Annotated in this window: 25 protein-coding genes; 12 read left to right on the top strand and 13 right to left on the bottom strand. The window is 61.7% G+C overall.

Annotated elements, in window-relative coordinates; genetic code table 11:
- Positions 1-654: 654 nt before the first annotated feature.
- Positions 655-1551, top strand: a complete 897-nt coding sequence (tcmP, locus tag CHC01_RS04150; protein WP_089262715.1) for a three-Cys-motif partner protein TcmP — start codon at positions 655-657, stop codon at positions 1549-1551.
- Here the strand turns inward: tcmP and CHC01_RS04145 are convergent.
- Complete coding sequence (locus CHC01_RS04145; RefSeq protein ID WP_089262713.1) at positions 1507-2256, bottom strand: DUF5131 family protein; 750 nt, start codon at positions 2254-2256, stop codon at positions 1507-1509. The genes tcmP and CHC01_RS04145 overlap by 45 nt on opposite strands.
- A gap of 215 nt (positions 2257-2471) precedes the next feature.
- Here CHC01_RS04145 and CHC01_RS04140 point away from each other — a divergent pair, with 215 nt between their 5' ends.
- Positions 2472-2834, top strand: a complete 363-nt coding sequence (locus CHC01_RS04140) for a hypothetical protein (RefSeq protein WP_089262711.1) — start codon at positions 2472-2474, stop codon at positions 2832-2834.
- 167 nt (positions 2835-3001) lie between these two features.
- Here CHC01_RS04140 and CHC01_RS04135 read toward each other — a convergent pair whose 3' ends face one another.
- From CHC01_RS04135 to CHC01_RS04125, 3 genes are all read right to left on the bottom strand, one after another.
- A complete protein-coding gene (locus tag CHC01_RS04135) occupies positions 3002-4204 on the bottom strand; it encodes an ABC transporter substrate-binding protein (RefSeq protein WP_244558248.1) in 1203 nt (400 codons plus the stop codon).
- A 388-nt stretch (positions 4205-4592) separates the two neighbouring features.
- Positions 4593-4958, bottom strand: coding sequence for a DUF1304 domain-containing protein (locus CHC01_RS04130; RefSeq protein WP_089262707.1), 366 nt, complete (start codon positions 4956-4958; stop codon positions 4593-4595).
- 174 nt (positions 4959-5132) lie between these two features.
- The gene (locus CHC01_RS04125) at positions 5133-6887 is read right to left on the bottom strand and encodes a phosphodiesterase (RefSeq protein ID WP_089262705.1); all 1755 of its coding nucleotides are present in this window, start codon (positions 6885-6887) and stop codon (positions 5133-5135) included.
- A 206-nt stretch (positions 6888-7093) separates the two neighbouring features.
- Here CHC01_RS04125 and CHC01_RS04120 point away from each other — a divergent pair, with 206 nt between their 5' ends.
- A complete protein-coding gene (locus tag CHC01_RS04120) occupies positions 7094-7420 on the top strand; it encodes a hypothetical protein (RefSeq protein ID WP_089262703.1) in 327 nt (108 codons plus the stop codon).
- Between the two features lie 15 nt (positions 7421-7435).
- On the opposite strand, the gene CHC01_RS04115 is transcribed toward CHC01_RS04120, so the two are convergent.
- The 4 genes from CHC01_RS04115 to mtgA all read right to left on the bottom strand — a co-directional run bounded on the left by CHC01_RS04115 (position 7436) and on the right by mtgA (position 9567).
- Positions 7436-8107, bottom strand: coding sequence for a hypothetical protein (locus CHC01_RS04115; protein WP_089262701.1), 672 nt, complete (start codon positions 8105-8107; stop codon positions 7436-7438).
- A 310-nt stretch (positions 8108-8417) separates the two neighbouring features.
- Positions 8418-8603, bottom strand: coding sequence for a 50S ribosomal protein L32 (rpmF, locus tag CHC01_RS04110; protein ID WP_068732923.1), 186 nt, complete (start codon positions 8601-8603; stop codon positions 8418-8420).
- Positions 8545-8772 carry a hypothetical protein gene (locus CHC01_RS32225; RefSeq protein WP_176454451.1) on the bottom strand — a complete coding sequence of 76 codons (228 nt, stop codon included), beginning with the start codon at positions 8770-8772 and terminating at the stop codon, positions 8545-8547. Before CHC01_RS32225 ends, rpmF begins: the two co-directional genes overlap by 59 nt.
- Before the next feature lie 132 nt (positions 8773-8904).
- Positions 8905-9567 (bottom strand): monofunctional biosynthetic peptidoglycan transglycosylase, encoded by a 663-nt coding sequence (gene mtgA, locus CHC01_RS04105; protein WP_089262699.1) that lies wholly within the window; start codon positions 9565-9567, stop codon positions 8905-8907.
- Between the two features lie 168 nt (positions 9568-9735).
- On the opposite strand from mtgA, the gene CHC01_RS04100 reads away from it, so the two are divergent.
- The 3 genes from CHC01_RS04100 to CHC01_RS04090 all read left to right on the top strand — a co-directional run bounded on the left by CHC01_RS04100 (position 9736) and on the right by CHC01_RS04090 (position 13228).
- The gene (locus CHC01_RS04100; RefSeq protein ID WP_089262697.1) at positions 9736-10662 is read left to right on the top strand and encodes a polyprenyl synthetase family protein; all 927 of its coding nucleotides are present in this window, start codon (positions 9736-9738) and stop codon (positions 10660-10662) included.
- A gap of 13 nt (positions 10663-10675) precedes the next feature.
- The gene (locus tag CHC01_RS04095) at positions 10676-11374 is read left to right on the top strand and encodes a DUF1345 domain-containing protein (RefSeq protein ID WP_089262695.1); all 699 of its coding nucleotides are present in this window, start codon (positions 10676-10678) and stop codon (positions 11372-11374) included.
- A 249-nt stretch (positions 11375-11623) separates the two neighbouring features.
- Positions 11624-13228: a Na+/H+ antiporter gene (locus CHC01_RS04090; protein ID WP_089262693.1), complete on the top strand. Its 1605-nt coding sequence runs from the start codon at positions 11624-11626 to the stop codon at positions 13226-13228.
- Between the two features lie 66 nt (positions 13229-13294).
- Here CHC01_RS04090 and ispG read toward each other — a convergent pair whose 3' ends face one another.
- From ispG to CHC01_RS32220, 4 genes are all read right to left on the bottom strand, one after another.
- On the bottom strand, positions 13295-14578 hold the full coding sequence (gene ispG / locus CHC01_RS04085; protein ID WP_089262692.1) for a flavodoxin-dependent (E)-4-hydroxy-3-methylbut-2-enyl-diphosphate synthase: 1284 nt from the start codon (positions 14576-14578) through the stop codon (positions 13295-13297).
- A 49-nt stretch (positions 14579-14627) separates the two neighbouring features.
- Complete coding sequence (locus CHC01_RS04080) at positions 14628-15542, bottom strand: DMT family transporter (protein ID WP_089262690.1); 915 nt, start codon at positions 15540-15542, stop codon at positions 14628-14630.
- Between the two features lie 42 nt (positions 15543-15584).
- Positions 15585-16070, bottom strand: coding sequence for a Fur family transcriptional regulator (locus tag CHC01_RS04075; RefSeq protein WP_089262688.1), 486 nt, complete (start codon positions 16068-16070; stop codon positions 15585-15587).
- 158 nt (positions 16071-16228) lie between these two features.
- A complete protein-coding gene (locus CHC01_RS32220) occupies positions 16229-16984 on the bottom strand; it encodes a helix-turn-helix transcriptional regulator (protein ID WP_176454489.1) in 756 nt (251 codons plus the stop codon).
- Positions 16985-17475: 491 nt separating this feature from the next.
- Here CHC01_RS32220 and CHC01_RS04065 point away from each other — a divergent pair, with 491 nt between their 5' ends.
- The 4 genes from CHC01_RS04065 to CHC01_RS04050 all read left to right on the top strand — a co-directional run bounded on the left by CHC01_RS04065 (position 17476) and on the right by CHC01_RS04050 (position 21701).
- Positions 17476-18318, top strand: a complete 843-nt coding sequence (locus tag CHC01_RS04065) for an outer membrane protein (RefSeq protein ID WP_244558199.1) — start codon at positions 17476-17478, stop codon at positions 18316-18318.
- Positions 18319-18498: 180 nt separating this feature from the next.
- A complete protein-coding gene (locus CHC01_RS04060) occupies positions 18499-18978 on the top strand; it encodes a MarR family winged helix-turn-helix transcriptional regulator (protein ID WP_089262682.1) in 480 nt (159 codons plus the stop codon).
- Positions 18971-20125 carry an HlyD family secretion protein gene (locus CHC01_RS04055; protein WP_089262680.1) on the top strand — a complete coding sequence of 385 codons (1155 nt, stop codon included), beginning with the start codon at positions 18971-18973 and terminating at the stop codon, positions 20123-20125. Before CHC01_RS04060 ends, CHC01_RS04055 begins: the two co-directional genes overlap by 8 nt.
- Before the next feature lie 4 nt (positions 20126-20129).
- Positions 20130-21701 carry a DHA2 family efflux MFS transporter permease subunit gene (locus CHC01_RS04050; RefSeq protein ID WP_089262678.1) on the top strand — a complete coding sequence of 524 codons (1572 nt, stop codon included), beginning with the start codon at positions 20130-20132 and terminating at the stop codon, positions 21699-21701.
- A 9-nt stretch (positions 21702-21710) separates the two neighbouring features.
- On the opposite strand, the gene CHC01_RS04045 is transcribed toward CHC01_RS04050, so the two are convergent.
- On the bottom strand, positions 21711-22775 hold the full coding sequence (locus CHC01_RS04045; protein ID WP_089262676.1) for a protein kinase family protein: 1065 nt from the start codon (positions 22773-22775) through the stop codon (positions 21711-21713).
- A gap of 323 nt (positions 22776-23098) precedes the next feature.
- Here CHC01_RS04045 and CHC01_RS04040 point away from each other — a divergent pair, with 323 nt between their 5' ends.
- Together CHC01_RS04040 and CHC01_RS04035 are read left to right on the top strand one after the other, a co-directional pair.
- Positions 23099-24235 (top strand): ABC transporter substrate-binding protein, encoded by a 1137-nt coding sequence (locus CHC01_RS04040; RefSeq protein WP_089262674.1) that lies wholly within the window; start codon positions 23099-23101, stop codon positions 24233-24235.
- Between the two features lie 7 nt (positions 24236-24242).
- The gene (locus CHC01_RS04035; RefSeq protein WP_089262672.1) at positions 24243-25124 is read left to right on the top strand and encodes an SMP-30/gluconolactonase/LRE family protein; all 882 of its coding nucleotides are present in this window, start codon (positions 24243-24245) and stop codon (positions 25122-25124) included.
- The last annotated feature ends 40 nt before the right edge of the window (positions 25125-25164 follow it).

Raw genomic sequence — 25164 nt, 5'->3', positions numbered from 1 at the left:
CTCCGACCTCTCCCCGCAGAGAGCGGGGCGAGGTTAAGAGGACACGCCTCACGCGCTCACGCACCGATTCACCTGTCAAACAGCCACGTCCAGCAAAAAGGGAAATCTCATCGCCGCCCACGCGCCGTCCGTATCGCGCCTTTGGCGCAAAGCGGGTGGACCAGTTTTCCCCCTCATCAATGAGGGGGATGACGCGCCGAAAGGCGCAACTTGGTCGTTCTCGCGTTTCGCTCCGGCCTTGCGAAGGCCCTTGCGATCCGCGCATCGCCTTTCGGCGCGCCATCGCGGCTTTTCTGTTCGAGGGACCGCGCTTCCGGGTACTGGGCAGGACTAATGAAAGTCCTTCGTTCCGGTCAGGCTTTCGCCCGCCTTCACCCGCACCCGTCCAGCCGTTTCCGGCAGAGCCCCGTAGTGGGCCCGGACGGTGACCCCCGACCTCCCGAGTGCGTGCGTGCGAGGCACGTCCGCGGGCGCCGCATCCAAACTCCACTTCGAAAGCGCCCTCGAGAAGCGCCCCTCGTGAGTAGGACGAAAGGAATATATGCCATTAAAGTGTGTCCGTCAATGGCGTATCCCTTAAGTAGTAAATATCTATGGTTGCCGCTAATCTTCAACTCTAGACTCGTGAGGACGTTGTCATGCTGGGGAATCTAGATGGTCGATCATGAGTTTGGCGGGCAGCATACAGAGCTCAAGCTATCCATTATCGAGGGATACTTGCGTTTCTTTACGACCGCGCTGAGACCGTATTTCAAACATCTTTGGTACATTGATGCGTTCGCTGGGACAGGCAGTCGAACGGTTCGGACAGAGAGTAGGGGAGCTACTCTCGTTGAGTCTCCTGCTGATGAGATCGTTGAGCAACGTCGAGGTTCAGCTCAAATTGCAATCGATATTCGCCCGCCATTCGACTTTCTCGTATTCATCGAAACGAATGCAAATTACATTGCCGCTCTAAATGAGTTGGCGGCGATCAACCTGCAACGTTCAATTGTTGTCGCAAAGGAAGATGCAAACACTGCATTGAAGAAGTTGGTTGCTACCAATCGTTGGGACGATAAGCGAGCAGTAGTGTTTCTTGATCCTTATGGAATGGAGGTCGAATGGGCCACCTTGGAGGCGCTTGCATCGACCGAAGCCATCGACGTATGGTTCCTGTTCCCGTTGGCAGGCTTATTCAGACAGGCAACTCGGCGCCTAACGCATATAGATGAATCCAAACGTGCCGCACTTACACGCATGTTCGGCTCATCAGCATGGGAGGCAGAATTGTATCCGGTCGAGGATGCCGACCTATTGGGCGCCATTCCTGAACGGAGAAGGGATTTGGACCCTCGCGGGCTCGAAGCCTATGTTCAGAAACGACTCAGCACCATATTCGGAAAAGTACTCAAGCCGTTGGCGCTGCCCGTTCACAAAGGCCCGCAAATGTTCTCGCTCTTTCTCTGCATTTCAAACAAGACGCCGAAAGCAATCGCATTGGCGATGAAGATAGGAAAGCATCTCTTAGACCCGAAGTGGCATCTCATCAAAAGTGCGACCACGAAGTAGGCGGCCAGCTGCTTTCTTATTTTTCCCGCCCCACTGTTTAAAGAAAAACGCTGCTCCGTCTCTACGACACATAGTTTCGATCTCATCCACCCATTCTGGCTTCATTTCGCGGGCGCGGGGTCCGCTTTCGCCGCCGACGATCGCCCAGTGAATCCCGCGCAGATCGCCGGCAGCTACAGAGCCTATGAGCGGCTCCAACGACACAAATCGAACTGCGGCCGGCACAGCTCTTATCGCGTCCAGGCGGCTGAGAACGCGGCCATCCTCAACGCTTGTCCCGAGCCAAACATTTGGGAGAATGGAAAACTCGGGAGTACTGAGAATTTCCGCCATCCGCTCCGGGCGCTTTGTCAAAATCTGATAGGTGTGGCGCGGCGTGTCTTGCATCACCTTCCAGACACGACGGATAAACTCGACTGGCACATCGTCGTGAAACAGGTCGGACATAGAATTCACAAAGACCTTGCGCGGCTTCGACCATGATCGCGGCGCATCGAGTGATTTTTCATCGAGACGAATTTTCCCGGTCCAAACGGCTCTGCCTCCGCTCTTGCGAGTAAGCCCTTTGTATTTTTCAGCGCCCATCGCATCGAGTCTGGCGGCCATCCGCATTGCGTAGCAGTTTGTACATCCAGCTGTCAGCACGGTACATCCGGCGACCGGATTCCACGTTGCGTCAGTCCACTCGATTGATGTGTCAGCCATAGGAGCCTCTCAAGTTCCTATAGAATCTCAAGAAAGTGGTTAGATTTAGTTACTCAGTCTTCCAAACCTACTCAATAGAGGCGGCGAAAATCTGCGCTCGCGATGTCTCCCACATCATCGCCGCATTAACCTCACTAAACTACCACACCCACTCCAGACCTTCCGCACACTTCCCCACTATTACTTCGCTCCTTCCCAACCGGAAAGGACCAACCATGCGCATCATCACAGCGACGGCCCTTGCGGCCATTCTCTCGCTCGGCACGCCGGGTTTCGTACTCGCACAGGGAGCTGCGAACCAGGCTGAGAAGGCTCCGGCCAAATCCGGCGAGCGCACCAGCGCCAAGATCTCCAGCATCCAGGTGGTGGACATCAAGCAATTGCCGGATGCGGTGAAGGCGCAGGTCGAGGAGGTCGTATCGAAATCCAGCGAGGACGACTTGAAGGCGCTGCGCGCCTCGATCGATGCCTCTCCGGCCGCGGCCAATGCGCTCAAGGAAAAGGGCATGAGTTCGGCGCAGGTGGTGGCGATCAATATCGCCGATGGCGTGCTGACGATGTTTGCGAAGACGGCGTAGGATCGCGATGCGGTGTTTGCGCCAGACGCCTCTGCCACACGCACCAAACTTTCGTCATGGCCGGCCTTGTGCCGGCCATCCACGTCTTATGTGCGCTGTGCCCAAGACGTGGATGCCCGGCACAAGGCCGGGCATGACGGCGTTTCTGATACTAATGACGGCGTGTGCTAACCCGCCGAGTCATCCTCGATGATCGGGCCGAACAGTTCCCAGCGCTCGCCGTTGAAGCGCTGCATCTGCAGCTGCTTGTTGACGCGGTAGTCGGTGGGCGAGGTGGAGAGGCTCATGCCGGGCAGGCCGAGGTCGGTCTTGAAGCCCGAAATGCTGCTGGCCTGCTTCATCACATTGGCGCGGGTGAGGTCGTCGCCGCAGCGCTTCAGCACTTCCACCATGAGCTGGGCATTGCCGTAGCCATAGGTGTTGAAGTTCGAGTTCTTGTCGCCGTCGGGATAATATTTGTCCATGAAGGCCATGTAGCGCTTCATGCCCTCATCGTCTTTCCACTGCGGGTCCAGCGGGTCCTTGCCATAATTGGTCGAGATGAGACCCTTGGAATTGTCCAGCCCCGCAGGCACCAGCACGGCGCCGACCGAGGTCGCATTGATGTCGACGATGTGGATCGGCTTCCAGCCGAGATCAGCGACCTTCTTGATCGCCTGCGCGGCGAATTTCGGCGTCGAGGCGTTGAACAGCAGGTCGGCACCGGAGGACTTCAGCTTGACGATCTGCGAGTCGATGGTCGGGTCGGCCAGTTCATAGGACGCTTCCGAGACGATCATCGACGCGGCCTTGTCGCCGAGCCCGGCTTTCATGCCGGTGAGATAGTCGCGGCCGAGATCGTCATTCTGCCAGAGGATCGCGATCTTGGCGGTCGGATGGTTCTTCAGGATGTATTTGGCGTAGATCCGGCCTTCGGTCTGGTAGTTGGGATTGTAGCCCATGGTCCAGGGGAAGTTCTTCGGATCGGTGAAGCGCGTGGCGCCGGTGGCGGCGAACAGTTGTGGCACCTGCTTCTGGTTGAGATATTTCTGCACGCCCGCATTGGACGGCGTGCCGATGATCTGGAAGGTCAGCAGCACCTCGTCGGACTCGACGAGCTTGCGCACCTGCTCGACGGCCTTGGGCGGCGAATAGGCGTCGTCATATTGGATCAGGTTGATCTTGCGGCCGTTGACGCCGCCCTGGTCGTTGACCATCTTGAAATAAGCGAGCTGGGTCTTGGCGATCGACGAATAGGCCGAGGCGGGGCCTGAGAACGGCACGGTCTGGCCGATCTTGATTTCGGTGTCGGTGGCGCCGGGATCGTATTTCTTCTGCGCGGCTGCCGGATTGATAGCGGCGGATGTGGCCGTGAGCGCAATGGCCGCCATCCCGACAAATTTAGCCGTCGTGGCGAAGCGATGAAGAAGCGAAGTTCTCATGTCGTTGCCTCCCTGATGATATGTCACTCGACAGTCGTTCCCGTGCGGGCGCCGTCGTTATCGGGGAGTGTGAGGCAAGGATTTCGCGTTGGCAAGGCGAGGAGATGGGCACTTTCCTTAACCTCTCCCGGCGAAGCGAAGCTTCGCTAGGGGGAGAGGTCGCCGCGTCTTCGCGGCGGGTGAGGGGCGGAGCGCCGATGTTGATGCAAATTCGGTAGGCGTGGTTCGGGCGATCAGTGCGATCCGAGGGCGCGCGTTTGTCGCCGGCCGCGTGCCATGCCCCTCATCCCACCCTTCTCCCCGCAAGCGGGGAGAAGGAGCCGCGCGGCGCTCCGGGCTAACTTGCCAGCCACAACACGATCAGCGCCAGCGCCGCCGGTGCAGCCTGCACATAGAGAATGCGCTTGCTCACCGTCGCTGCGCCGTAAGCACCGGCGACGATCACGCACAGCAAAAAGAACGCCTTGATCTGGAACGCGAAGGCGGGTGCGGAATGCAGCAGGCCCCAGATCAGCCCGGCGGCGAGGAAGCCGTTATAGAGGCCCTGATTGGCGGCGAGCACCGCGGTGATCTCGGCCTTCTCCGGCGTGTTCCGGAAGGTCTTCAGGCCCTGCGGCTTCTGCCAGAGAAACATTTCCAGCACGAGAAAATAGATGTGCAGCGCCGCGACCAGCGCGGTCAGAAGATTACCGATGAAGTTCATGATGAGGCCCCATAAAAAAGCTGTCATTCCGGGGCGGGCCGGCGCCGAAGGCGACGGGACCGAACCCGGAATCTCAATGTGTTCATACTATATCGGGATTCCCCACCACTCCCATTGGAGTGGCTGAGGTTCGCCCGCAGCTAACGCTGCGTTCGCCCCGGAATGACGCGTGAACTATCCCACCGCCGGCTTCGGCAGCGATGCCGGGTCCAGCCACGGACGCGCGGATGACGCGAGGCCGGTAAGGCGACCCTGAATGTAGTCGCAGCCCCAGTCGCGCAGCAGCAGGCCGGACTCCTCGTCCTGCACCCATTCGGCGACGGTCTTGATGCCGAGCCGATGGCACAGATCGATCAGGGTCTGCACGAAAGCGCGGTCGTCGGCGGAATGCGCGATGTTCTGCACGAAGGCGCCGTCGATCTTGACGATATCGACGCCGAGCTTGCGCAAATTGCGGAACGAGGTGTAGCCGGCGCCGAAATCGTCGATGGCGATGCGGCTGCCGAAATTCTTCAGCCGCGTGACGAAGCCGCGGACGTCGTCGAGGTCCTGGATGGCCACGGTCTCGGTGATCTCGACGATCAGCCGCTGCGCGACGCCGGGATGGGCCGCCATCATCGACTCGATGGAGGTCCACCAGTCCGGATCCATTGTCGTATCCGGCGAGATATTCAGCGAGAGCTGCACATCCGGCGCGGCGGCAAGCTCGGCGACGACAAGTTCGAGCACGCGGTGATCGACCAGCCGGATCAGGCCGAGCTTCTCGGCGACAGGCACGATATCCGGCGCCAGCAGCAACTGCCCGTCATCCTGCTTCATGCGCACCAGCGCTTCATAGAAAGCGGGGGTGCGGCTGTCGGCATGCATCACGGGTTCGAAGGCCGTGACGATGCGGCGCTCGTTCAGCGCAGTCACGATCTCGTCGGTGACGCGGATATTGACGCGGCGTTGCGCATCGCGCTCCACGTTCGGCCGCCACAAAGCAAAGCTGCCGTGGCGGCGGCGCTTGGCGCCGTTCAGGGTTTCCTGCGCGCGGTTGACGGCTTCGTTGACGTTCTGCGCATAGCGGGGAACGCTGACGGCGCCGATGGTGGCGGTCACCGAGACCGGGCCGGACTGGGTCGGGATGACGTCGTCGCGGATGCCGACCAGAAAGCGCTCGGCGGCGATCGTGGCATCGTCAACAGTGCAGTTCTTCAGGATCAGGCCGAACTTGTTGCCGGAGAAGCGGCCCATCACGTCGCCGCCGCGCAGCCGCGCGCGAATCCGCCTGGCGATCTCGACGATCACTTCATCCGCGATATCGAAGCCGAAGGCGTCGTTGATGCGCGCCAGATGATCGATGCCGATCAGCATAAAGGCAAAGGACGAGCGGAAGCGGGTGGCTTCCTCGATCGCTTCGGCGAGGGATGCCAGAAGATGTGCACGATTGAGTTCGCCGGTGACGGGATCGTGCTGCGCCAGTTTCAGCAGTTGTTCGTCGCGGGCATGGCGTTCGTTGTCGATGCGGACGACGCCTTCGACGCGTATTGCCTTGCCCGCGGCATCGGCACGGCAATTGCCGCTCTCCTCGATCCACAGCACGGCGGCGGTGGTCGAGGCGCGTAGTCCGTATTCGATCCGGTAGGTGCCGCCGCCGGAAGCGAGTGCCTTGGCCAGTGCCTCGGTGCGAATGCCGCGTTGTGGCTCAATAAGAGTCGCAAGCTCGGCGCCGCTGGCGATGGTCGCGGGGGAAATGTCGGTGAAGATGGCGGCGGCTTGGTCCGTCCAGGTGATCCGGTCGCTGGCGATGTCCCAGATGAAGGCGGCCTGGCCGAGTGCGGCCAGAATCTCTGCTGCCTGCGGCTCGGAAGCGCGACCTGCCTGCAAGGAAGAATCGGCGCTCTGGGAAACAGCGGATGTCAAAGTCGCCTCGTTTTGGGACGTCATCGGGTGATTCGCCCCCGACAATACGGCTCAGATCGCTACAATCGTTAGTCAAAGTTCCTAAAGACTTAAGAAAGTGTAGCCGGGCAGGCCTTCGCAAACCTGATGATGCCCCGATCTGAGTTGTGGAGAGCCGCGGCACGACCCTTGCGACGCAGAGGGTGGAGGGGCAACCCTCGTCCCGAATTGAGACGCGAGCACTGTTAACGATGTCGATTTCCGCGACCCGCGCTTACGCCACGACGCCGCAGCCGATGCGGCGCGCCGGCGATTTCGTGGTCGAGAAAGAGTCGGTCATCGTGGAGGCGGTCGCGCTGACGCGGCTTGAGCCGGTGCAGCATACCGCCCCGGTGTCGTCGCGCGTGGCACGGCCCGACGCATCCTTCATCGCACATCTGATCGCGACCGCCGAGCAGGCGCCGCAAACGCGGGTGCTGCGCCGCGCTGATGTGGCGGATGTGGAGGCGGCTTACCGGTCGGTGGCAAATATGTATGTTGCGGGATCGGCGATCAACCGCACGCAGCGTATGGCCTGACTCGGCACTCTCCGCTTACGTCTTCGGCTTGTCGTCCGGCGACGCGACGCCACCCGGCTGCAAATCCGGTGACGTGATTTGCGGCGACGTATGCGCCACGACTTCCGGCGGGACCGGGGTCGATTCAAGTTTCGGCTCGATCCGTTCGAGCTTCTCGACCTTTGGCTCCGGACGATCGGTCAACATGGCTTCGGCGACGGACGTCGCGGCCGGAACCTGAGCGGGCGGAGGCGTCGGAGCGACCGGAGCTGGCGCGGGCTCATAACGCGGTGCCGGCTCCGGTGCATAGACCGGCGCGGCGACGCGGCGCGGACGGCGAGCGCGGAGCGAGATGCCGGCGAGGAAATCCACCATCGCCGTCAGGGTTATCAGGAAGAAGGTCGCATTGCCGAATTTCGGCAGCATCACGAATTCAGTAGCTGCCGCGCCGAACACCAGCAGCGACAGGAAATGGTCGGTGAAATATTTCGGCGCCGGGCGCGCGGCGCGCATCACTTCGAGCCACAGCAAGAGAATGCTGAGCGCAACGAGCAGGTCGTTGAGCGTCACCATCCAGATGTCTTTCGACATCAGCGTGATCGGGAAGAGGGGGATCGGGCCCGACAGCGCGAGGTCGGGCATCAGGAAGGCGATGATGTTGCAGATCGCCACTGGAATCAGCAGCAGCGGGAAACCGATCGACGCCATCGAAGGCCTTCTTTGCGAGCGAGAGAACCAGAACGCATGTGGGCGATGCCAGACATCACCAAGGTGAGGACATCACCAAGGTGAGGACATCACCAAGGTGAGGACATCACCGAGGTGACACGCGCGCATCACCGGGACAACGCATTAGCTCCAGAGTTGGAGCGAATTCGGGCGGAAGACCAGTTCAGAATTATAGTCTGAACAGCTTTCTCGACTTGCCCGCTGGCGCTTCGACCCGCCTGAGACCCGGACCTTACGTGGACGAGCGAAGGCGGCGCCACCTGACGCGGCGCTGCCCTCCATCCAGTGGTCAGGATTCTTTCTTCACCTTCAGAACCTGACGACCCTTGTACATGCCGGTCTTCAGGTCGAGGTGGTGCGGACGGCGCAGTTCGCCGGAGTCCTTGTCCTCGACATAGGTCGGGGTCTTGAGTGCGTCAGCCGAACGACGCATGCCACGCCGCGACGGCGATGTTTTTCTTCTCGGAACGGCCATAGGAAAAGTCCTTGCAGGTTCTTGGCAGATGGTTTCGATCGGCGCCCGGTGACAGGCGGCCAGCACAGAACGCGCGGGCAAAATCGCTGATAAGGCCGGGCTTATAACGGAATGACGACGCGATGGCTAGGGCGGCGCGGTCGGATTTTTCGGGGATTTCGCGCCACAAACTCGTCATTCCGGGGCGAGGGCGGCGCCAGCCGCACGCGAACCCGGAATCCCGACATGTTCATGGCCACATGTCGGGATTCCGGGCCCATGCCCGTCGGCTTTGCCGCCGGTCCTGTCCCGGAATGACAGCCTAGTTCCAGCATCGCTGTAACTCCGCGGCCTGCGCCCGTGCCATATAGGTTCCCGCCAGCCGCCGCACCCCCGGCCCCGGCGTCCGGGCGCTGCGGGTGACCGGATTGGGCAGGATCGCGGCCAGGAGCGCGGCTTCCCGGGCCGACAGGCTCGAGGCCGGCCGATTGAAGGCATATTCGGCGCCGGCCTGGGCGCCAAACTGCCCGGATGGGCCCATTTCGGCGATATTCAGGTAGATTTCCAGGATCCGCTGCTTGGACAGCATCAGATCGACCCACATGGCCAGCGGGATTTCGAGGCCCTTGCGGATCACGCTGCGGCCCGACCACAGGAACAGGTTTTTCGCCACCTGCTGGGTGATGGTGGAACCGCCGCCGGAGACTTCGCCGTCCTGGGCGTCCTCAATGGCGTTTTGCAGGGAATCCCAGTCGATCCCGCGATGGCTGCAGAATTTGGCGTCTTCGGACGCGACTACGCTGCGCGGCAGGGCCGGCGACATGGCCTTGAGGTCAACCCAGGTCCGCTCCACGGGGGAACCGGTGATCCAGCGCCAGGCCATCAGCGCCGAAATCGGCCGGCCGACGGCATAAAGCGGCGTCAGCAGATAGGGCAATGCGAGGAGCAGGATTCCGATCAGGATGAGGCGGCGGATAAGGCGCAAGAGGGGCGTTCCCGGTCGGAGCTATGCCGCTGATAAAGCGGGCTTTCCCCGCTCTTTTCAAGCCGGTTAAGCTTGCCGCGACCAATCGCGGCGGGACGTCGCAGGCGCAATTGACGTGGCCTTTGCCATAGAGGATTGTCCGGCCAAATTGTTCTGGAGCTATTCTTAATGTCGACCGGTGCTTCCACCAAAGATTTTGCCTCGCGCCTGGACCAGACCGCGGACGATACCGAAGCCGTACTGACCAAAGTGCTCGCCGATGGCGTGCTACCCGATGAAATCGCCCGGCCGAAGCGGCTGATGGATGCGATGCGTTACTCCTCGCTCGGCGGCGGCAAGCGGCTGCGTCCGTTCCTGGTGGTGGAGAGCGCGGCGGTATTCGGCGTGCATCGCGAGCAGGCGCTGCTGGTTGGCGCCGCCCTCGAATGCATCCACTGCTATTCGCTGATCCATGACGATCTGCCGGCGATGGACAACAGCGACCTGCGCCGCGGCCGCCCGACCCTGCACAAGGCCACCGACGACGCCACCGCAATCCTCGCCGGCGACGCGCTGCTGACGCTGGCTTTCGACATCGTCACCCGCGACGAGATCCATTCCGATGCGACGGTGCGCCTGCTGCTGACTCGCGCGCTGGCGCGCTGCGCCGGTTTGGGCGGCATGGTCGGCGGCCAGATGCTCGATCTCGCCGGTGAAGGCCGCTTCGGCGACAAGGGGCCTGTGGACGTCGCCCGCGTGCAGCAGATGAAGACCGGTGCGCTGCTGCGTTACGGCGTCATCGCCGGTGCGCTGCTCGGCCAGGCCACGCAGAAGGAATACAAGGCGCTCGACGATTACGGCCGCGCGCTCGGCGAAGCCTTCCAGATCGCCGACGATCTTCTCGACGTCGAAGGCGACGCCGCTGCGCTCGGCAAGCCCGCCGGTGCCGATGCCGCGCTCAACAAGACGACGTTCGTCACGCAGCTCGGCGTCGAAGGCGCCAAGAAGCGTGTCGCCGATCTGATCGCCACCGCCGACGCATCGCTGTCGATCTTCGGCGCCAAGGGCGACGTGCTGCGCGCTGCTGCCCGCTTCGTGGCCGAGCGCAAGAACTAAGGAAGCCCTGATCATGTCGGAGACGGGCAAGGATCTCGATGAGCTCCTTGTTCGTTTTCGCAAGATGCCGGCGCCGCTCCGCGTCGTCTATGGGCGACCGCGCACGTTTCTGGCGCTTCTGATCGGCATTGTCGCGTTCTTCGTCCTGCCGTCGTCGCTGCGGCTGGTGACGCGCCTGCTGATCGGCTGGGACGTGTTCATCGCGTTCTATCTCATGCTGGTCTACGGCATGATGCTGTCAAGCGGCGGTCAGAAACACATCCGCCGCAACGCCGCCTTGCAGGACGATGGCAGTTTCATCATCCTGCTGGTGGCGGCCCTGGGCGCCTTCGCCAGCATCGCGGCTATCGTGTTCGAACTTGGCGAGGGCCATCGCACGGGCTGGGAATTGACGCTGGCGATCGTCACCATCGCCTCGTCCTGGGCCGCCGTGCACACGACGTTCTCGCTGCATTATGCCCATCAATTCTATCGCGGCGCCAAGCCCGGCGGGCTGGCATTTCCGTCTGGCGATGACGACACGAAGGAACAGCCGGATTATTGGGACTTCGTGTATTTCTCCTTCGTCATCGGCATGACCGCGCAGGTCTCCGACGTCGGCATCACCGTGAAGAGCATCCGCCGCACCGCCACGGCTCACGGCATCGTCTCCTTCATTTTCAACACCGCGCTGGTGGCGCTGATGGTCAATATCGCGGCAAGCGCGATCTAGTTCTTTCCCCTCGCCCCCGAACGTAGCGAAGCGAAGTTCGGCGGGAGAGGGTGGATCGAACACGCGAAGCGTGTTCGAGACGGGAGAGGGGGGGCGCCACAAAGAGCCCTCTCCCGCCTTCGCTCCGCTCAGGCACCCTCTCCCGCGGCGCGCAGCTCCGCTGCGCTGGGGGAGAGGGTAAGAAACAGCGCCCCACATTGACCTCACTTCTCATCCGGGCAAATTAGGCACGCAAAGGATGCCGCCCGCGTGGAAGCCAAATTTCAGATTTTCCTGGTCCTGATCGCCGCCCTCGCATGCACCGCGTGGCTGGCCAAGCGCATCAGCATCGCCCCCGCGATCCTGCTGCTGCTGGCCGGCATTGCACTGGCCTTCGTGCCGGGCATGCCCTCGATCCAATTGCCGCCGGATGTGGTGCTGCTGGGCGTGCTGCCGCCACTCATCTATTCGGCCTCCGTCGCCATGAGCTGGCGCGAATTCCGCGCCAATCTGCGCATCATCACGCTGCTGGCGGTGGGCTGCGTGATCTTCACCGCGTGCCTCGTTGCGACAGCGACGCATGTCCTGATCGGCCTGCCATGGTCGGTCGGCTTCCTGCTCGGCGCCATCGTCGCGCCGCCCGACGTGGTGGCGCCGCTGGCGATTGCGCGCAAAATCGGCCTGCCGCGCCGCATACTGGTGGTGCTGGAAGGCGAGGGTCTCGCCAATGATGCGACGACGCTGATCCTGTATCGCTTTGCAGTGGTGGCGATCACCACCGGGGCGTTCTCGCTGCCGAAGGCGGCCGGTACCTTCGTCGCCATTCTCGCCTGCGAACTCGTCTTCGGCCTCGCCATCGGCTGGATCAGCCTGCGCATGCGTCACCGCGCGCGCGATCCGCAGGTCGAAATCACGCTATCGCTGCTGACGCCCTATGTCGCCTATCTCATTCCCGAACATTTCGGTGGCTCCGGCATCATCGCCACCGTCGCCTGCGGTCTCTACATCTCCTGGAACGGCCCGCTGCTGATCTCGGCGGCGACGCGCCTGCAGGGCATCTTCTTCTGGGACTTGGTGATCTATCTGGTCGAAGGCCTGCTGTTCCTGCTGACCGGCTTCCAGATGCGGGCGCTGATCGAGAAATCGAAAGCGTTTCCGTTTGCCGAGATCATGTGGGCCACGGTGCTCGTCACCGTCGTGATCATCGTGGCGCGTTTCGTCTGGGTCTATGCGGCGATTTATGTACCGCGTTGGCTGAGCGCTGACCTGCGCAAGCGCGATCCGGCGCCGAACTGGCAATGGACCTTCGTCGTCGCCTTCACCGGCGTGCGCGGCGCCGTATCGCTCGCCGCAGCGCTGGCGCTGCCGTTCACGCTGGTCTCGAACGAAGGCTTTCCGTCGCGCGACCTGATCCTGTTCGTGTCGTTCAACATCATTCTCATCACGCTGGTTGGCTTCGGCCTGTGCCTGCCCATCGTGGTGAAGTGGCTCGGCGTGACCAAAATCGGCCGCGAGGAATATATCGCCGAGCACGAGGCTGAACTCGCCACGCGCCGCGAGGCACTGGCGACAGCCCTGGCGCGGCTCGATGCCATGACCGACGATCGCGAACTGTCCGACGAGGTCGTGAAGCTGCTGCGCGCGCGCCATGAAAGCCGCTCGAACCAGCTACCGGGCGAACTCGATCCCGACGTCGACGTCTCCGCGGTGGGCATCGATCTGGTGCGCGAACTCATCAAGGCGGAGCGCAAATTCATCCACGCGCAACTGCGCGACGGCAAGATTACCGACGAGAGCCGCCGCCGCATCGAGCGCGATCTGGATCTGGAAGAAGCGGGGCTGAGCAACCGCGAGTTCCGGCGGATTCCGCTTTAGCGCGGTCAAACGAAAATGGCCGGGACGATGCCCGGCCGTTCAATTCAACCTACGTAATTGTGCGACTTACTCGGCCGCGGTCACGACTTCCGGTGCCTTGGCGTTGGCGCCGTAGCGCTGATCGATATAGTCGATCACCAGCGCCTTGAAGTCGGCCGCAATGCTTGGGCCGCGCAGGGTGCGGAATTTCTCGCCGTCGACGAACACCGGAGCGGCCGGGCTTTCGCCTGTGCCGGGCAGTGAGATGCCGATATTGGCATGCTTGGATTCGCCGGGGCCATTCACGATGCAGCCCATGACCGCGACGTTGAGGTTCTCGACGCCGGGATACTGCGTCTTCCAGCCAGGCATCGAGTCGCGGATGAAATCCTGGATCGAACGGGCCAGTTCCTGGAACGTGGTCGAGGTGGTGCGGCCGCAACCAGGGCATGCCGCAACCAGCGGCACAAAGGTCCGGAAGCCCATGGTCTGCAGCAGTTCCTGCGCGACCTGAACTTCCACCGTGCGATCACCGCCGGGCTCTGGCGTCAACGAGATACGGATGGTGTCGCCGATGCCCTGCTGCAGCAGGATGCCGAGCGCAGCCGAGGAGGCGACGATGCCCTTCGAGCCCATGCCGGCTTCGGTGAGGCCGAGATGGATCGCATAGTCGGAGCGCGACGCCAGAGTCTGATACACAGCGATGAGGTCCTGCACCGCCGAGACCTTGGCGGAGAGGATCATCTTGTTCTTCGGCATGCCGAGTTCTTCGGCGCGGGCCGCCGAGAGCAATGCCGACTGCACCATCGCTTCACGCGTCACCGCGCGAACGTCCTTCGGATTCGCGGACAGCGCGTTCTCGTCCATCAGCTTGGTGAGCAGTTCCTGATCGAGCGAACCCCAGTTCGCGCCGATGCGGACGGCCTTGTTGTTCTTGTTGGCGATCTCGATGATGTCGGCGAACTGGCTGTCACGCTTGCTCTTGAAGCCGACATTGCCGGGATTGATGCGGTATTTGTCGAGCGCCGCGGCGCAGGCCGGATATTCGGCGAGCAGCTTGTGGCCGATGTAATGGAAGTCGCCGACCAGCGGCGTGGTGATGCCCTGCTTGTCGAGTGCTTCGCGGATATGCGGAACGGCAGCTGCGGCCTCGTCGCGGTCGACGGTGATGCGGACCATTTCCGAGCCCGCGCGCGACAGCGCTGCGACCTGGTCGATGGTGCCCTGGATGTCGGCCGTGTCGGTGTTGGTCATCGACTGCACGACGATCGGTGCACCGCCGCCGACAGCGACGTTGCCAACCATGACCTGTGTGGTGAGGTGCCGGGGCGCCGGACCGGCGATATCAGACGGAATTTCAATCTTGTTCATGGGGTCTCGAATATCAGATTTAGATGACATCCAGCAATGCGTTAGTGGCCTAGGCCCTGACCGGTCGGTTAACGAGGACCAGCCCGGCGACGACCAATAGCGCAGCGAGGCCGAAGGCGGGGGTCAGGTGGTCGCCCATGATGAGATAGCCTGCCGCGACGCCAAACAAAGGGGTGATGAAGGTAAAAGCCGACAATTTGCTGGCGGAATAGGTCTTGATCAGCCCGAACCAGAGCAAAAATGTGAATCCGACCACCCAGAAGGCCTGAAACGAGAGCAGGGACAGCGCCAGTGGACCGGGAACCCGGGTCACGGTCTCGCCCGCCAGCAGCGCCGCCAGGCCCAGAATCGGGACAGACAGCCCGACCTGGTATCCCAATGCCTTTTCAGGCGCGACGTAGAGCAACGGGGTCGTTTTGACCACCAGCGTGGTCGCGGCCCATAGCCCCGCACCGGCGACGATCATCAGATCCCCGATCAGCACATCGGCGGTGACGTCGGGCTGCGGGACGCCGATCGCGACGGCGACACCGGCAAAACTCACCGCGAGTCCGGCCCATTGCACCGGGCGCAGGCGTTCGCCCAGGAATTGATAGGAGCCGAAGGCCACGAAGAACGGCATCGTGTAGAGGAAAACCGCGGCCCGTGAGGCCGTCGTGAATTGCAGGCCGTGAAAGATCAGCACGAATTCGATGCCGAACAGCACGCCGGCAAACAGGCCTGCTTTCAGCGTGCCGTCGCGTTCGAACAGCTTGACGCCGCGCATGCGCGCAATGGCCAGGATGACCAGCAGTGCGCCGGCCGAGCGCAGCATCGCCTGCGTGTAAGGCGGGATATCGTGCAGCACCAGCTTGATGGCGATCTGGTTGAAGCCCCAGGTCAGGCACAGCATCAGCACGAGGGCGATGGCGCCGGCGGTGAGTGCGCGTCCGCCGGGTGGACTGATGATCACTTCTGCAGACATGAAGCCTCGGGCCCGGCTTGTCGCCGTGTTGTTATGGGATCGTCACGCCTGACAGTGCGCGCAGGTTCCGGTGATTTCGACAACAGACAGTTTTGGGACGAAGCCAGTCGTCCGTGCGGCATCATTCAGGCTCTGCGCGACTTTCGTGGCCGGCACTTCGCCGACCGACCCGCACTGGTCACAGATCAGAAATGCGACCATCGAGGCCGTGCCGTGGTCGTGCGCGCAGGCCAGAAAGGCGTTGCGGCTCTCGATGCGGTGAACGAGGCCGTTCTCCATCAGGAAATCAAGTGCGCGATACACGGTGATGGGCGCCGGACGCGAAGTGGTCTTGGCCAACTGATCGATGATCTCGTAGGCCCCAAGCGGCCGATGGCTCGCGAGCAGCGCCTCAAGCACCTGCCGGCGGATCGGGGTCAGCTTTTGCGACCGGGCTGCACAGACATGCTCGGCATGATGCATCGCGTCCGCCGTACAGCGGTCGTGATCGTGGCCAGGAGCCGGGAAAGTTGGTTTCGGAACTGCCATATGGAGGTAGCTTAACCCGTTGGGTGTGATTGTGCCCGTCTTTTTGGCGCTGAGCCCCAGTCTTACACCAAATCCAGCGCCGCCAAACGGCGAGCGCTCCCTGCAGATGGGGCGCCGACTGGTCGATTGCAAAGGTTGAACGGGCATACCGTGCCGGATCAGGTCGCGCTTCTGCGCAGATCCGATGGCGAGGTGGCATATCGGCGCCGGAATGTCCGGTTGAAATACGACAAATCGTTGAAACCGGCCTCGTCCGCGATCTTCCCGATCCGCTCATCGGCCCGCAATGGGTCGAGTAGCAATGCATGAGCAAGGGCCAGACGCCGTTCGAGCAAATATTCCGACAGGCTGAGGCCGTGTTCGCGAAACAGCTTGCGGACATAGTCCGGCGAGATTTTCTGAGCCGCCGCCAGCGTTTCGGCCGAGAGGTCGTGATTTCCGAGGCCTGCTTCGATGGCTGCCTTGATCGCCTGCAAGCGCAGCATGCGGGTGCTGGAAGGTGGAGATGTCTCGGAGCGGTTCTCGCAACCGATTGTCAGAAGTGCGATCAGGCTACACAGATCGGCCACGACATGGTGCTGAAGATGGGTGGGGGCGGACCCGTCGAGGTCGATTGCTTCCTGACAATGCGCCATCAACAGCCGCAACGTCTGAGCCTCCAGGAGGACAGGTCGCATGAGCCAGGCGCCGAGATTGGGCACCTTGATCGACAGTGCAGCACGGTCGATCTGAACGATCAGATGCTGCGTCTCACAAGATGACGTATGCCAACCGGCGTCCCTGGTTGTCATCAAGACTGCATGGTCCTGCTCGATGATTTCTTCGCGGCCATGCTGCGATGCGCGGGCACGACCTTTCAGAACGACCGCAAACACAACATCGTCGGGCGACGACGCAGTCGCAGCATCCGGCATGCGATCGTTCGCCGGAAATCCTGTGCCGATAAAAACAATCGCGCCCGGCAACCTGTGCAAAGCAGTATCGGCCGAAAACGGGGAGTCCGTCGGAAGAGGGGATTCGACGTTGAATGTCAGGCGCCCGAATTGAAGCTGCGGTGTCGGCAGATTTTCGGAAGCAGCCGCGATTAATGAATCGGGCGTTTCGGGACCGGGCCCTGAAGTCACGAGGATCAGTCCTGCAAGCATTGAACTACATCTTGGTCGTGCCAGCGCCGGATCACGTTCATAATGATCGCCGTTAGCGCGCTTTTGGGTATTTCTGTCTTTGATAGTTCGCGATGCGCCATGTGGCCTGAACGCAACAAGCAGAACGAATTGCGGTGCCAGTCTCGCCCAGTCCTGCCGCGTCGCGTCCGTTCCAAGTCGCTGATGTCTCATTCAACTACACATCATCGAAGCAGGGCCTTCGGCCTGCCTTTGTTGATCTGTTGTTGAGGAGACTGATGGTGAAACGCACCGTATTGGCCGCTGCAGGCCTCGCCATCGTGGCGTTTTCGTCGACCGCTGGCGCTGCGGATCTGTCGCCCCGCATGTACGCCAAGGCGCCGGTTCTGGTGGACCCCGGCATCAACTGGACCGGATTCTATGTCGGCCTCAACGGCGGCTACAGCTGGGGCAAGGGCGACGCCACTTTCCTGCCAGGCACCGCCTTTGCGTCGCCGGTCAAGCAGGACGTCAATGGCGGCCTGGGCGGCGGCCAGATCGGCTACAACTGGCAGCTCGATCGCACATGGGTCGTCGGTCTCGAAGCCGATATCCAGGGGACCGGTGAACGTGGCAGTGCGAACTCTCCGGTGAGTTCGCTGCGGACCACTTTGCCTGGCGGTGACTTCAATCTGCTCGCACTGACCTCGGCAAACAGCTCATGGAGCTTCCCGTGGTTTGCGACCTTCCGCGGCCGCGTCGGCCTGCTGGCAACGCCGGATCTGCTGCTCTACGGCACCGGCGGTCTGGTTGTCGGTGAGGTCAAGTATTCGACACAGACGACAGTAACGGGCCAGATCTTCGGGCCGGGCTCTGCTGGCACGACACCGGCCAGCGCCGCCGTGACGATTCCCGGCACGCTGCTGTCGGAATCGCAGACCCGTGTCGGCTGGACCCTGGGCGCCGGTCTGGAAAAGAAGTTCGGCACCAACTGGTCGGCCAAGCTCGAATATCTCTATCTCGATCTGGGCTCGGCGACCTATTTCGGAGGGACGGCCAACCAGACCTCGGTCGGCTTCCATGACCACGTCTTCCGCGCCGGCATCAATTACGCCTTCAGCCCGGCTGTTGTGGCCAAATACTGACCCTTTCGATCCACCTGACGACCTCAAGCCCGGCCTCGTGCCGGGCTTTTTTGCTGTACCGCCCATTTGTGGGAGGGTTGGAGATCTAGCCATGCGCTAGTCGCGGGGCTGCGTCGTATCGTCCACCGATGCGCTATTCATAAGCTTGCTTATAATAAGCTAAGTTTACGGAGCGCCTCCATGTCCTGCCAGCCTGACACCGGCACCGATTTCCTGTCCGCCTTGTTCGAGACCCAGCGCATGTTGCGGCTGCTGGCCGACAAGGAAGCGCGCCAGTTTGGCATGACCCGCGCTCAATGGGCGGTGCTCGCCAAGGTCGAGCGCAATGAGGGGCAAAAACAGACCGACCTCGCCGACGCCATGGAAATGGCGCCGATCAGCCTGACGCGGCTGATCGACAAGCTCTGCGACAGCGGCCTGATCGAACGCCGCAATGATGACACCGACCGCCGCATCAAGCGCCTCTATCTCACCGAGGCCGCGCGCCCGCTGACCGCAAAGCTGGCGGTGCTGCGCGGCAACCTGATGCAGGTCGCGTTCGACGGCGTGAGCGAGGCCGACATGCACCAGCTGGTCGCGCATCTCGAAACCATCAAAGACAATATCCGCGCTGCGCTGAACCCCGCAGCCACAAAGACCAAGGAACAAGTCTATGGCTGAGCCCGTGCTGAAATTTCCCGACAAGGATGCGCCCGAGGGCGGATCCGATGGCGCCGCGACGACGCAGCGTCAGGGTGTGACAGGATTTCTGAAGCGCTATCGGCGAACGTTGCTACTGGTCGTACTGCCGGCCATCGTTCTTGTTGGCGGCGTCGCCTTCTATCTGTCGGGCGGTCGCTATGTCGGCACTGACGATGCCTATGTCGGCGCGCAGAAGGTGCTGATCACGCCGGACATCTCCGGCAAGGTCGACAAGGTTGTGGTGCGGGAAGGCCAGCATGTCAAAGAAGGCGATGTGCTGTTCGAGATTGACCCGGTGCCGTTCCGGCTGGCGCTTGACGATGCCAGGGCCAAGCTGGCGCAGGCAAAGACCACCTATGACAACCTCGTCAGCAACGTGAAGATCTACGGCCAGATGCAGGATCTGGCGCAGCAGGGCGTCGACTTCAAACAGCGCGACGTCGAACGCAAGTCGACGCTGGTCAAGAGCAACTTCGGCTCGCAGCTCGATCTCGACAATGCGGCGACCGCGGCGGTGACCGCGAAAGCACAGCTCGAACTCCTGAGGCAGCAGCTTGCGACCTCGATGAACCAGTTGCTCGGCAATCCCGATCTGCCGCTAGCCCAGTTCCCGCCTTACGCGCAGGCGCAGTCGGCGCTCGATCAGGCGCAGCGCAATCTCGACCACACCGTGCTGAAGGCGCCGATCTCCGGTGTCGCGACGCAGGTCGATAACATCCAGCTCGGCCGCTTCGCGATGGCCGGCACGCCGATCCTCACGGTGATCGACGACAACAGGCCGTGGGTCGATGCCAATCTGAAGGAATCCGATTTCACTTACATCGCCGTTGGCCAGACCGTGGAGATCGATGTCGATGCGTTCCCGAACCACGCCTTCAAGGGCACCGTCGGTTCGCTGAGCCCTGGCACCGGCGCGCAATTCGCGATCCTGCCGCCGCAAAACGCCACCGGCAATTTCGTCAAGGTGGTGCAGCGTGTGCCGGTGCGGGTCTATCTCGATTACAACGATCCGTTCGTGAAGCGGCTCAAGGCCGGCATGAGCACTTACACGACCATCGATACCAAGCATCATCGCTCGCTGGCGGGCCTGCTCGGCCTGTCATCGGCCAAGGCTGCTCAGGACTGATCCCATGAGCACGTCGGCGCCATCTCCCAGTGCGGTCCCCGGCTTTCGCCGGAACATGGTGACGATCTGCGCCATGACTGCGACCATCATGCAGGCGCTCGACACCACGATTGCGAACGTTGCGTTGCCCTATATGCAGGGCACGCTGTCGGCGTCGCAGGATCAGGTCAACTGGGTGCTGACCTCCTACATCGTGGCTGCGGCGATCATGACCGCGCCGGTCGGCTGGATCGCCAACCGGTTCGGCCGCAAAAAGATCTTCATCGTCTGTTCGGCGGGTTTCACGGTCGCCTCGGTGCTGTGTGGCCTTGCGCAGGACATCAACCAGATGGTCGGCTTTCGCCTGTTGCAGGGCGTGTTCGGCGCGGCACTGGTGCCACTGTCGCAGGCGGTGATGCTCGACAGTTACGCGCTGCATGAGCGCGCCAAGGCGATGTCGATCTGGGGCATGGGCGTGATGCTCGGCCCGATCATGGGGCCTTCATTGGGCGCCTGGCTGACGGAGACCTATTCCTGGCACTGGGTGTTCTTCGTCAATCTGCCCTTCGGCATCGTCACGGTGTTTGGCCTGCTGGCCTTCATGGACGAGACCAAGACCAATGCAGAACTGAAATTCGACTGGTTCGGTTTCGGCGCGCTGGCCATCGGCATCGGTGCGATGCAACTCGCGCTCGACCGCGGCGAGCAGCTCGGCTGGCTCGAATCCAACGAAATCGTCATCGAAGCGATCGTCTCGATCATCGGCTTCTATTATTTCTTCGCGCATTCTTTCACGACGTCGAAGCCGTTCATCCAGTTCGCGATCTTCAAGGACAAGAATTTTGTCGGCGGCTGCGTGTTCATGGCCGTCATGGGGCTGGTGCTGTATTCGACCATGGCACTGTCGTCGCCCTATCTGCAGAACGTGATCGGCTATCCGATCCTCACAGCAGGTCTGTTACTGGCGACGCGTGGCTCCGGCACCTTCGTGGCGATGATGCTGGTCGGGCGCATCATGAAATATGTCGAGGCGCGTACACTGATCATGGTGGGAATGGCGCTGATGTCGGTGTCGCTGTTCTTTACGTCGATGTGGACCGACCAGACCGGCGTGCCGGAGATCGTGATCGTCTCCATCGCGCAGGGATTTGGCCTTGGTCTCGTCTTCGTGCCGCTGTCCACGGTGGCGTTCCTGACGCTGCCAAATCATCTGCGCACCGACGGCACCTCGATGCTCACGCTGCTGCGCAATGTCGCGAGTTCGATCGGCATCTCCATTGTAATCGCGCAGCTCACCTCAAACACCCGTATGGCCCATGCGGTGCTGGTCGAGCACATCACGCCGTTCAGCAATGCGCTGCAGATGCCCAATGTGACCAGCGCGATCAACCTCGCCACCGACAGCGGCCGCGCCATGATGGACGCCATCGTCACGCTGCAGGCCACGATCATCGCCTTCGGGCTGGATTATCAGATGGTGATGCTGGTGACGCTCTGCGCGATTCCGATGGCGCTGATCATCGGCTCGTCCAAGGCGACCTTGCGCGCGCAAGCGGCGAAGCCGGGTGCGGACGAGCATCCGGCGGTGATGGAATAAAGCCAGCCCTCAGCCGAGCAGCTCGCGGCAATCGAGATCGTCGACCGCCAGCATGATACGTTCAAGGTTATTCCACCAGATCACCGGCGGGATGTTATTGGCCTCCTGCCATACCGGGGTGGTGATCTGCCACAACACGGACAGGCGGTAGTCGTCATTCAGCGCACGCCGGTCGTAGCCGCGCACGCCCCGTGCCACCAGTTCGGCGTGGTAGTGGTCGAGCAAAGGTCGCTCAAAGCACCGCCGCATGTCGGGATACCAGTGCATCGCCATCATATAAGCGAGATCGTCCGATGCCGTGTCGACGCGCCAGCTATCCCAATCGAATTGCAGCGCTTCATCGCTGTTCTCATCTTTCGGCAGAAAGATGTTCCAGACATGGGAGTCGCCCTGGACGATCGTCATGTTGGAGTGGGAACAGTAGCGCGCCTGCAGGCGCGGCGCCGCGTCGAGTAGCCGTGCGTAGAGCTCGCGCCGCTCGGGCGACAGGCGATCGCCCTGACGCTCGGTGAATTTTTCCAACTGGCGCGTGAGCGTCTGCACCTGCTGATCCAGTTCGGTGGACTCCTGCCATGTTCCGATTGTGACGCCGAGGCGGGCATCATTCCACCACGCGGCGTGAAAACGTGCCCGAGACCGAACGATCTGCTCGCATTGTGCGAATGTCGGCGGCTGCGGCCAGGTGGTGGCGACAAAGTGAGACTCAGTGAGGTCTTCGAGCAGCAAATGCCAGGCCTTGGTGTCGGCATCGCTGACCGCTTCGTAGCAACGCGGCACAAGATGCTCGGACATGGCCGAACCAACGGTGTTGTAGAATGCAACTTCGTTGCGGCCGGCATGCCAGAACGTCGCCGCGCGTTCGGGGACGACGGTCTTGAGAATGATGGAGCCCGGTGCATCGGTGTCGTCGCCATCGTAGCTCAGGCGCAGCCGGTCGATCCGAGACAGCACCGTATTGAACGAACGCTCCACGGTGACATCGCGAACGCGACCGTCTCCGAGCACGCCGGACTTGCGAAGCGCGGCGGTGAGATGTTCGGCATCCGCCGCTGGTAGCGGTGAGACTGCTGTCATGGTGGTACACGTCCCGCAAATGAGGAAGCGTCGACGCCACCATGTTACACGCCGAGGCACAATTTTCGAGCCTCGGCTTATTGACCGTATTCCCGAGCGGACGATCATCCGGCGGTGATGGAGGGTTCGCGCGCACGATGCGTGAATTAACATCACGTTATGCAAAGTGCCGATTTTGGTATTTGACGGCACATCCTGATCCCCGCAAGAAGCGAATGGGGCAACGCAGTGGATGTGCGCCGTTCGTCTGGCGAATTTGATCTGGCGGACGCGTGCGGACTGATTGTCGTCCCGTCAAACACAATAAAAATTGGGGAAACACCATGCGATTTCACCACACCGGCCTCCTGGTCGCCGCCGTTCTTGCTCTCTCGATCGTCGAAAGTTCGGCACAAGGTACCGTGAAGATCGCCGACATCGCCGAACTCTCGGGTGCTGCGGCACCGGGCGGCAATAACTGGAAGAACGGTGCGGATCTGGCGGCTAAGCAGATCAACGCGGCCGGTGGCATCCTCGGCAAGAAGGTCGAGATCGTGCATCTCGACACGCAGTCCAATCCCACCATTGCCCGTTCGCAGGTCCAGAGAGCGCTTGATGACAATCCGTTCGCGATCCTGGGGCCGACCGCATCAGGCGCCGTGAAGGTGACGATGCCGCTGGTCGAGCAGGCCGAAATTCCGCAACTGGTTGCGGCGCAGGCCGCCGACCTGACGCAGAGCGGCAATCCGTTTCTCTTCCGCATGAATCTCGGTCAGCAGACCGGCATGGTGAAAATCGCCGACTATGTCGACACGGACCTGAAGGCGAAGAAGGTCGCCGTGGTCTGGATCAAGAACGATTACGGCAAGGGTGGCCGCGACATTTTTATCGATCAGATGAAGAAGCGCGGCATCGAGGTCGTAATCGATCAGTCCACCGAGCCCGGCCAGGTCGATTATGCCGTCGACGCGCTGAAGGTGAAGAATTCCGGCGCGGATGTCGTGTTCGTCTATCTGACCTATGAGGAAAGCGCGCGTTTTCTGGTCGAGGCCCGCCGGCAGAAGATCGCGCAGCCGCTGGTGGGTGAGACCTCGCTGCTCGGTCAGATCGTCGTCAACCTGGCGGGTGAAGCGGCCAATGGTGTGCGGGGCCTGCTCGGCCTCTCCCCGGACGCGCCGCTGGAGCCGGTGAAGGCGTTCAAGGAGGCTTACACCAAGGAATACAATTCACCGCCGGACTTCACGGCGATGGGCGGGTATATCGCCGTCAATGTGATCAAGGCGGCGACCGAGAAGGTCGGCAAGTTCGACAGCGCGGCAGTCGCCAAGGCGATGCATGGCACAATCGATGTCGCTCAGCATCCCGGCGTGCTGATGACGACGACCTGGGACAAGAACGGCGACGTCGAGCGCGACACCTTCATCGGCGAACTCGTCGATGGAAAGACCAGGATCATCCGCACGTTGCCGGCCGCGAAGTAATCCAGGCATGACCACTCCGATCATTCAGGCCGTCATCAACAAGCAGGACCAGCTCGGCGAGACGCCGCTGTGGTGCGAACGAACACAGAAACTGTGGTGGCTCGATATTGAGCGCCCCAGGCTGCAATCGCTCGATCCGGCGACCGGCGCCTACCAGGCGTTCCCGTTCAAATGCACCTTCGCGGGCAGTCTTGCGCTCTGCGCCAGTGGCGATTTCCTCATCGCCCTGGACAACGACCTCTTCCGGTTCGATCCGGAGAGCGGGAAGCTCGACTTTTTCGTAGCTGTCGAGCCCGCGACACCGAAGACCCGGCTCAACGACGGGCGCGTCGACCGTCAGGGGCGGTTCTGGGTCGGCACGGTCGACAATCAGTTCAAGGAACCGCTCGGCAGCCTCTGTCGCGTCGATCCGTCGGGCAAGGTGACGCGGATGTTCGAGGGGATCATCTGCAGCAACACGCTGGCGTTCTCACTGGACGGGCGCACGCTGTATTTCTCCGATACCCGCCAGTACGTAACCTGGGCGTTCGATCTCGACACCAAAACCGGCGATCTCAGCAATCAGCGGGTGTTTGCGGACTACACCTCCGACAAGAGTCGCCCGGATGGCGCCTGCGTGGATTCGGAGGGCTATCTCTGGAACGCGATTTTCGCCGGCCATCGCATTATGCGCTACGCGCCAGATGGTCGCGTTGATCGGGTCATCGAGATGCCCGTCACGAATCCAACCTGCGTCTGCTTCGGCGGCCCCGATTTTGCGACGCTCTATGTCACGTCGGCGACGAAGATGATCGAGGCGGATATGCTGGCGAAGGAGACCCATGCCGGTGCGGTGCTTGCGCTCGATGTCGGTGTGCGCGGGTTGCCGGAAAGCAGGTTCGATATCTGATCAGGGTTGTTGCTCATTGAGGAGATACGGGGTTCAAAGA

This window comes from Tardiphaga sp. OK246 (assembly GCF_900188215.1).
Classification (GTDB): domain Bacteria; phylum Pseudomonadota; class Alphaproteobacteria; order Rhizobiales; family Xanthobacteraceae; genus Tardiphaga; species Tardiphaga robiniae.
The sequence above is the reverse complement of the archived record's forward strand: the minus strand, read 5'-3'. Positions and strand labels throughout refer to the sequence as shown.

What these genes read in the sequence shown, in the direction of transcription:
- tcmP (WP_089262715.1), top strand. Translation starts at nt 655, where the DNA reads ATGGTCGATCATGAGTTTGGCGGGCAGCATACAGAGCTCAAGCTATCC.
- CHC01_RS04145 (WP_089262713.1), bottom strand. Translation starts at nt 2,256, where the DNA reads ATGGCTGACACATCAATCGAGTGGACTGACGCAACGTGGAATCCGGTC.
- CHC01_RS04140 (WP_089262711.1), top strand. Translation starts at nt 2,472, where the DNA reads ATGCGCATCATCACAGCGACGGCCCTTGCGGCCATTCTCTCGCTCGGC.
- CHC01_RS04135 (WP_244558248.1), bottom strand. Translation starts at nt 4,204, where the DNA reads ATGGCGGCCATTGCGCTCACGGCCACATCCGCCGCTATCAATCCGGCA.
- CHC01_RS04130 (WP_089262707.1), bottom strand. Translation starts at nt 4,958, where the DNA reads ATGAACTTCATCGGTAATCTTCTGACCGCGCTGGTCGCGGCGCTGCAC.
- CHC01_RS04125 (WP_089262705.1), bottom strand. Translation starts at nt 6,887, where the DNA reads ATGACGTCCCAAAACGAGGCGACTTTGACATCCGCTGTTTCCCAGAGC.
- CHC01_RS04120 (WP_089262703.1), top strand. Translation starts at nt 7,094, where the DNA reads ATGTCGATTTCCGCGACCCGCGCTTACGCCACGACGCCGCAGCCGATG.
- CHC01_RS04115 (WP_089262701.1), bottom strand. Translation starts at nt 8,107, where the DNA reads ATGGCGTCGATCGGTTTCCCGCTGCTGCTGATTCCAGTGGCGATCTGC.
- rpmF (WP_068732923.1), bottom strand. Translation starts at nt 8,603, where the DNA reads ATGGCCGTTCCGAGAAGAAAAACATCGCCGTCGCGGCGTGGCATGCGT.
- CHC01_RS04100 (WP_089262697.1), top strand. Translation starts at nt 9,736, where the DNA reads ATGTCGACCGGTGCTTCCACCAAAGATTTTGCCTCGCGCCTGGACCAG.
- CHC01_RS04095 (WP_089262695.1), top strand. Translation starts at nt 10,676, where the DNA reads ATGTCGGAGACGGGCAAGGATCTCGATGAGCTCCTTGTTCGTTTTCGC.
- ispG (WP_089262692.1), bottom strand. Translation starts at nt 14,578, where the DNA reads ATGAACAAGATTGAAATTCCGTCTGATATCGCCGGTCCGGCGCCCCGG.
- CHC01_RS04080 (WP_089262690.1), bottom strand. Translation starts at nt 15,542, where the DNA reads ATGTCTGCAGAAGTGATCATCAGTCCACCCGGCGGACGCGCACTCACC.
- CHC01_RS04075 (WP_089262688.1), bottom strand. Translation starts at nt 16,070, where the DNA reads ATGGCAGTTCCGAAACCAACTTTCCCGGCTCCTGGCCACGATCACGAC.
- CHC01_RS32220 (WP_176454489.1), bottom strand. Translation starts at nt 16,984, where the DNA reads ATGCCGGATGCTGCGACTGCGTCGTCGCCCGACGATGTTGTGTTTGCG.
- CHC01_RS04060 (WP_089262682.1), top strand. Translation starts at nt 18,499, where the DNA reads ATGTCCTGCCAGCCTGACACCGGCACCGATTTCCTGTCCGCCTTGTTC.
- CHC01_RS04055 (WP_089262680.1), top strand. Translation starts at nt 18,971, where the DNA reads ATGGCTGAGCCCGTGCTGAAATTTCCCGACAAGGATGCGCCCGAGGGC.
- CHC01_RS04050 (WP_089262678.1), top strand. Translation starts at nt 20,130, where the DNA reads ATGAGCACGTCGGCGCCATCTCCCAGTGCGGTCCCCGGCTTTCGCCGG.
- CHC01_RS04045 (WP_089262676.1), bottom strand. Translation starts at nt 22,775, where the DNA reads ATGACAGCAGTCTCACCGCTACCAGCGGCGGATGCCGAACATCTCACC.
- CHC01_RS04040 (WP_089262674.1), top strand. Translation starts at nt 23,099, where the DNA reads ATGCGATTTCACCACACCGGCCTCCTGGTCGCCGCCGTTCTTGCTCTC.
- CHC01_RS04035 (WP_089262672.1), top strand. Translation starts at nt 24,243, where the DNA reads ATGACCACTCCGATCATTCAGGCCGTCATCAACAAGCAGGACCAGCTC.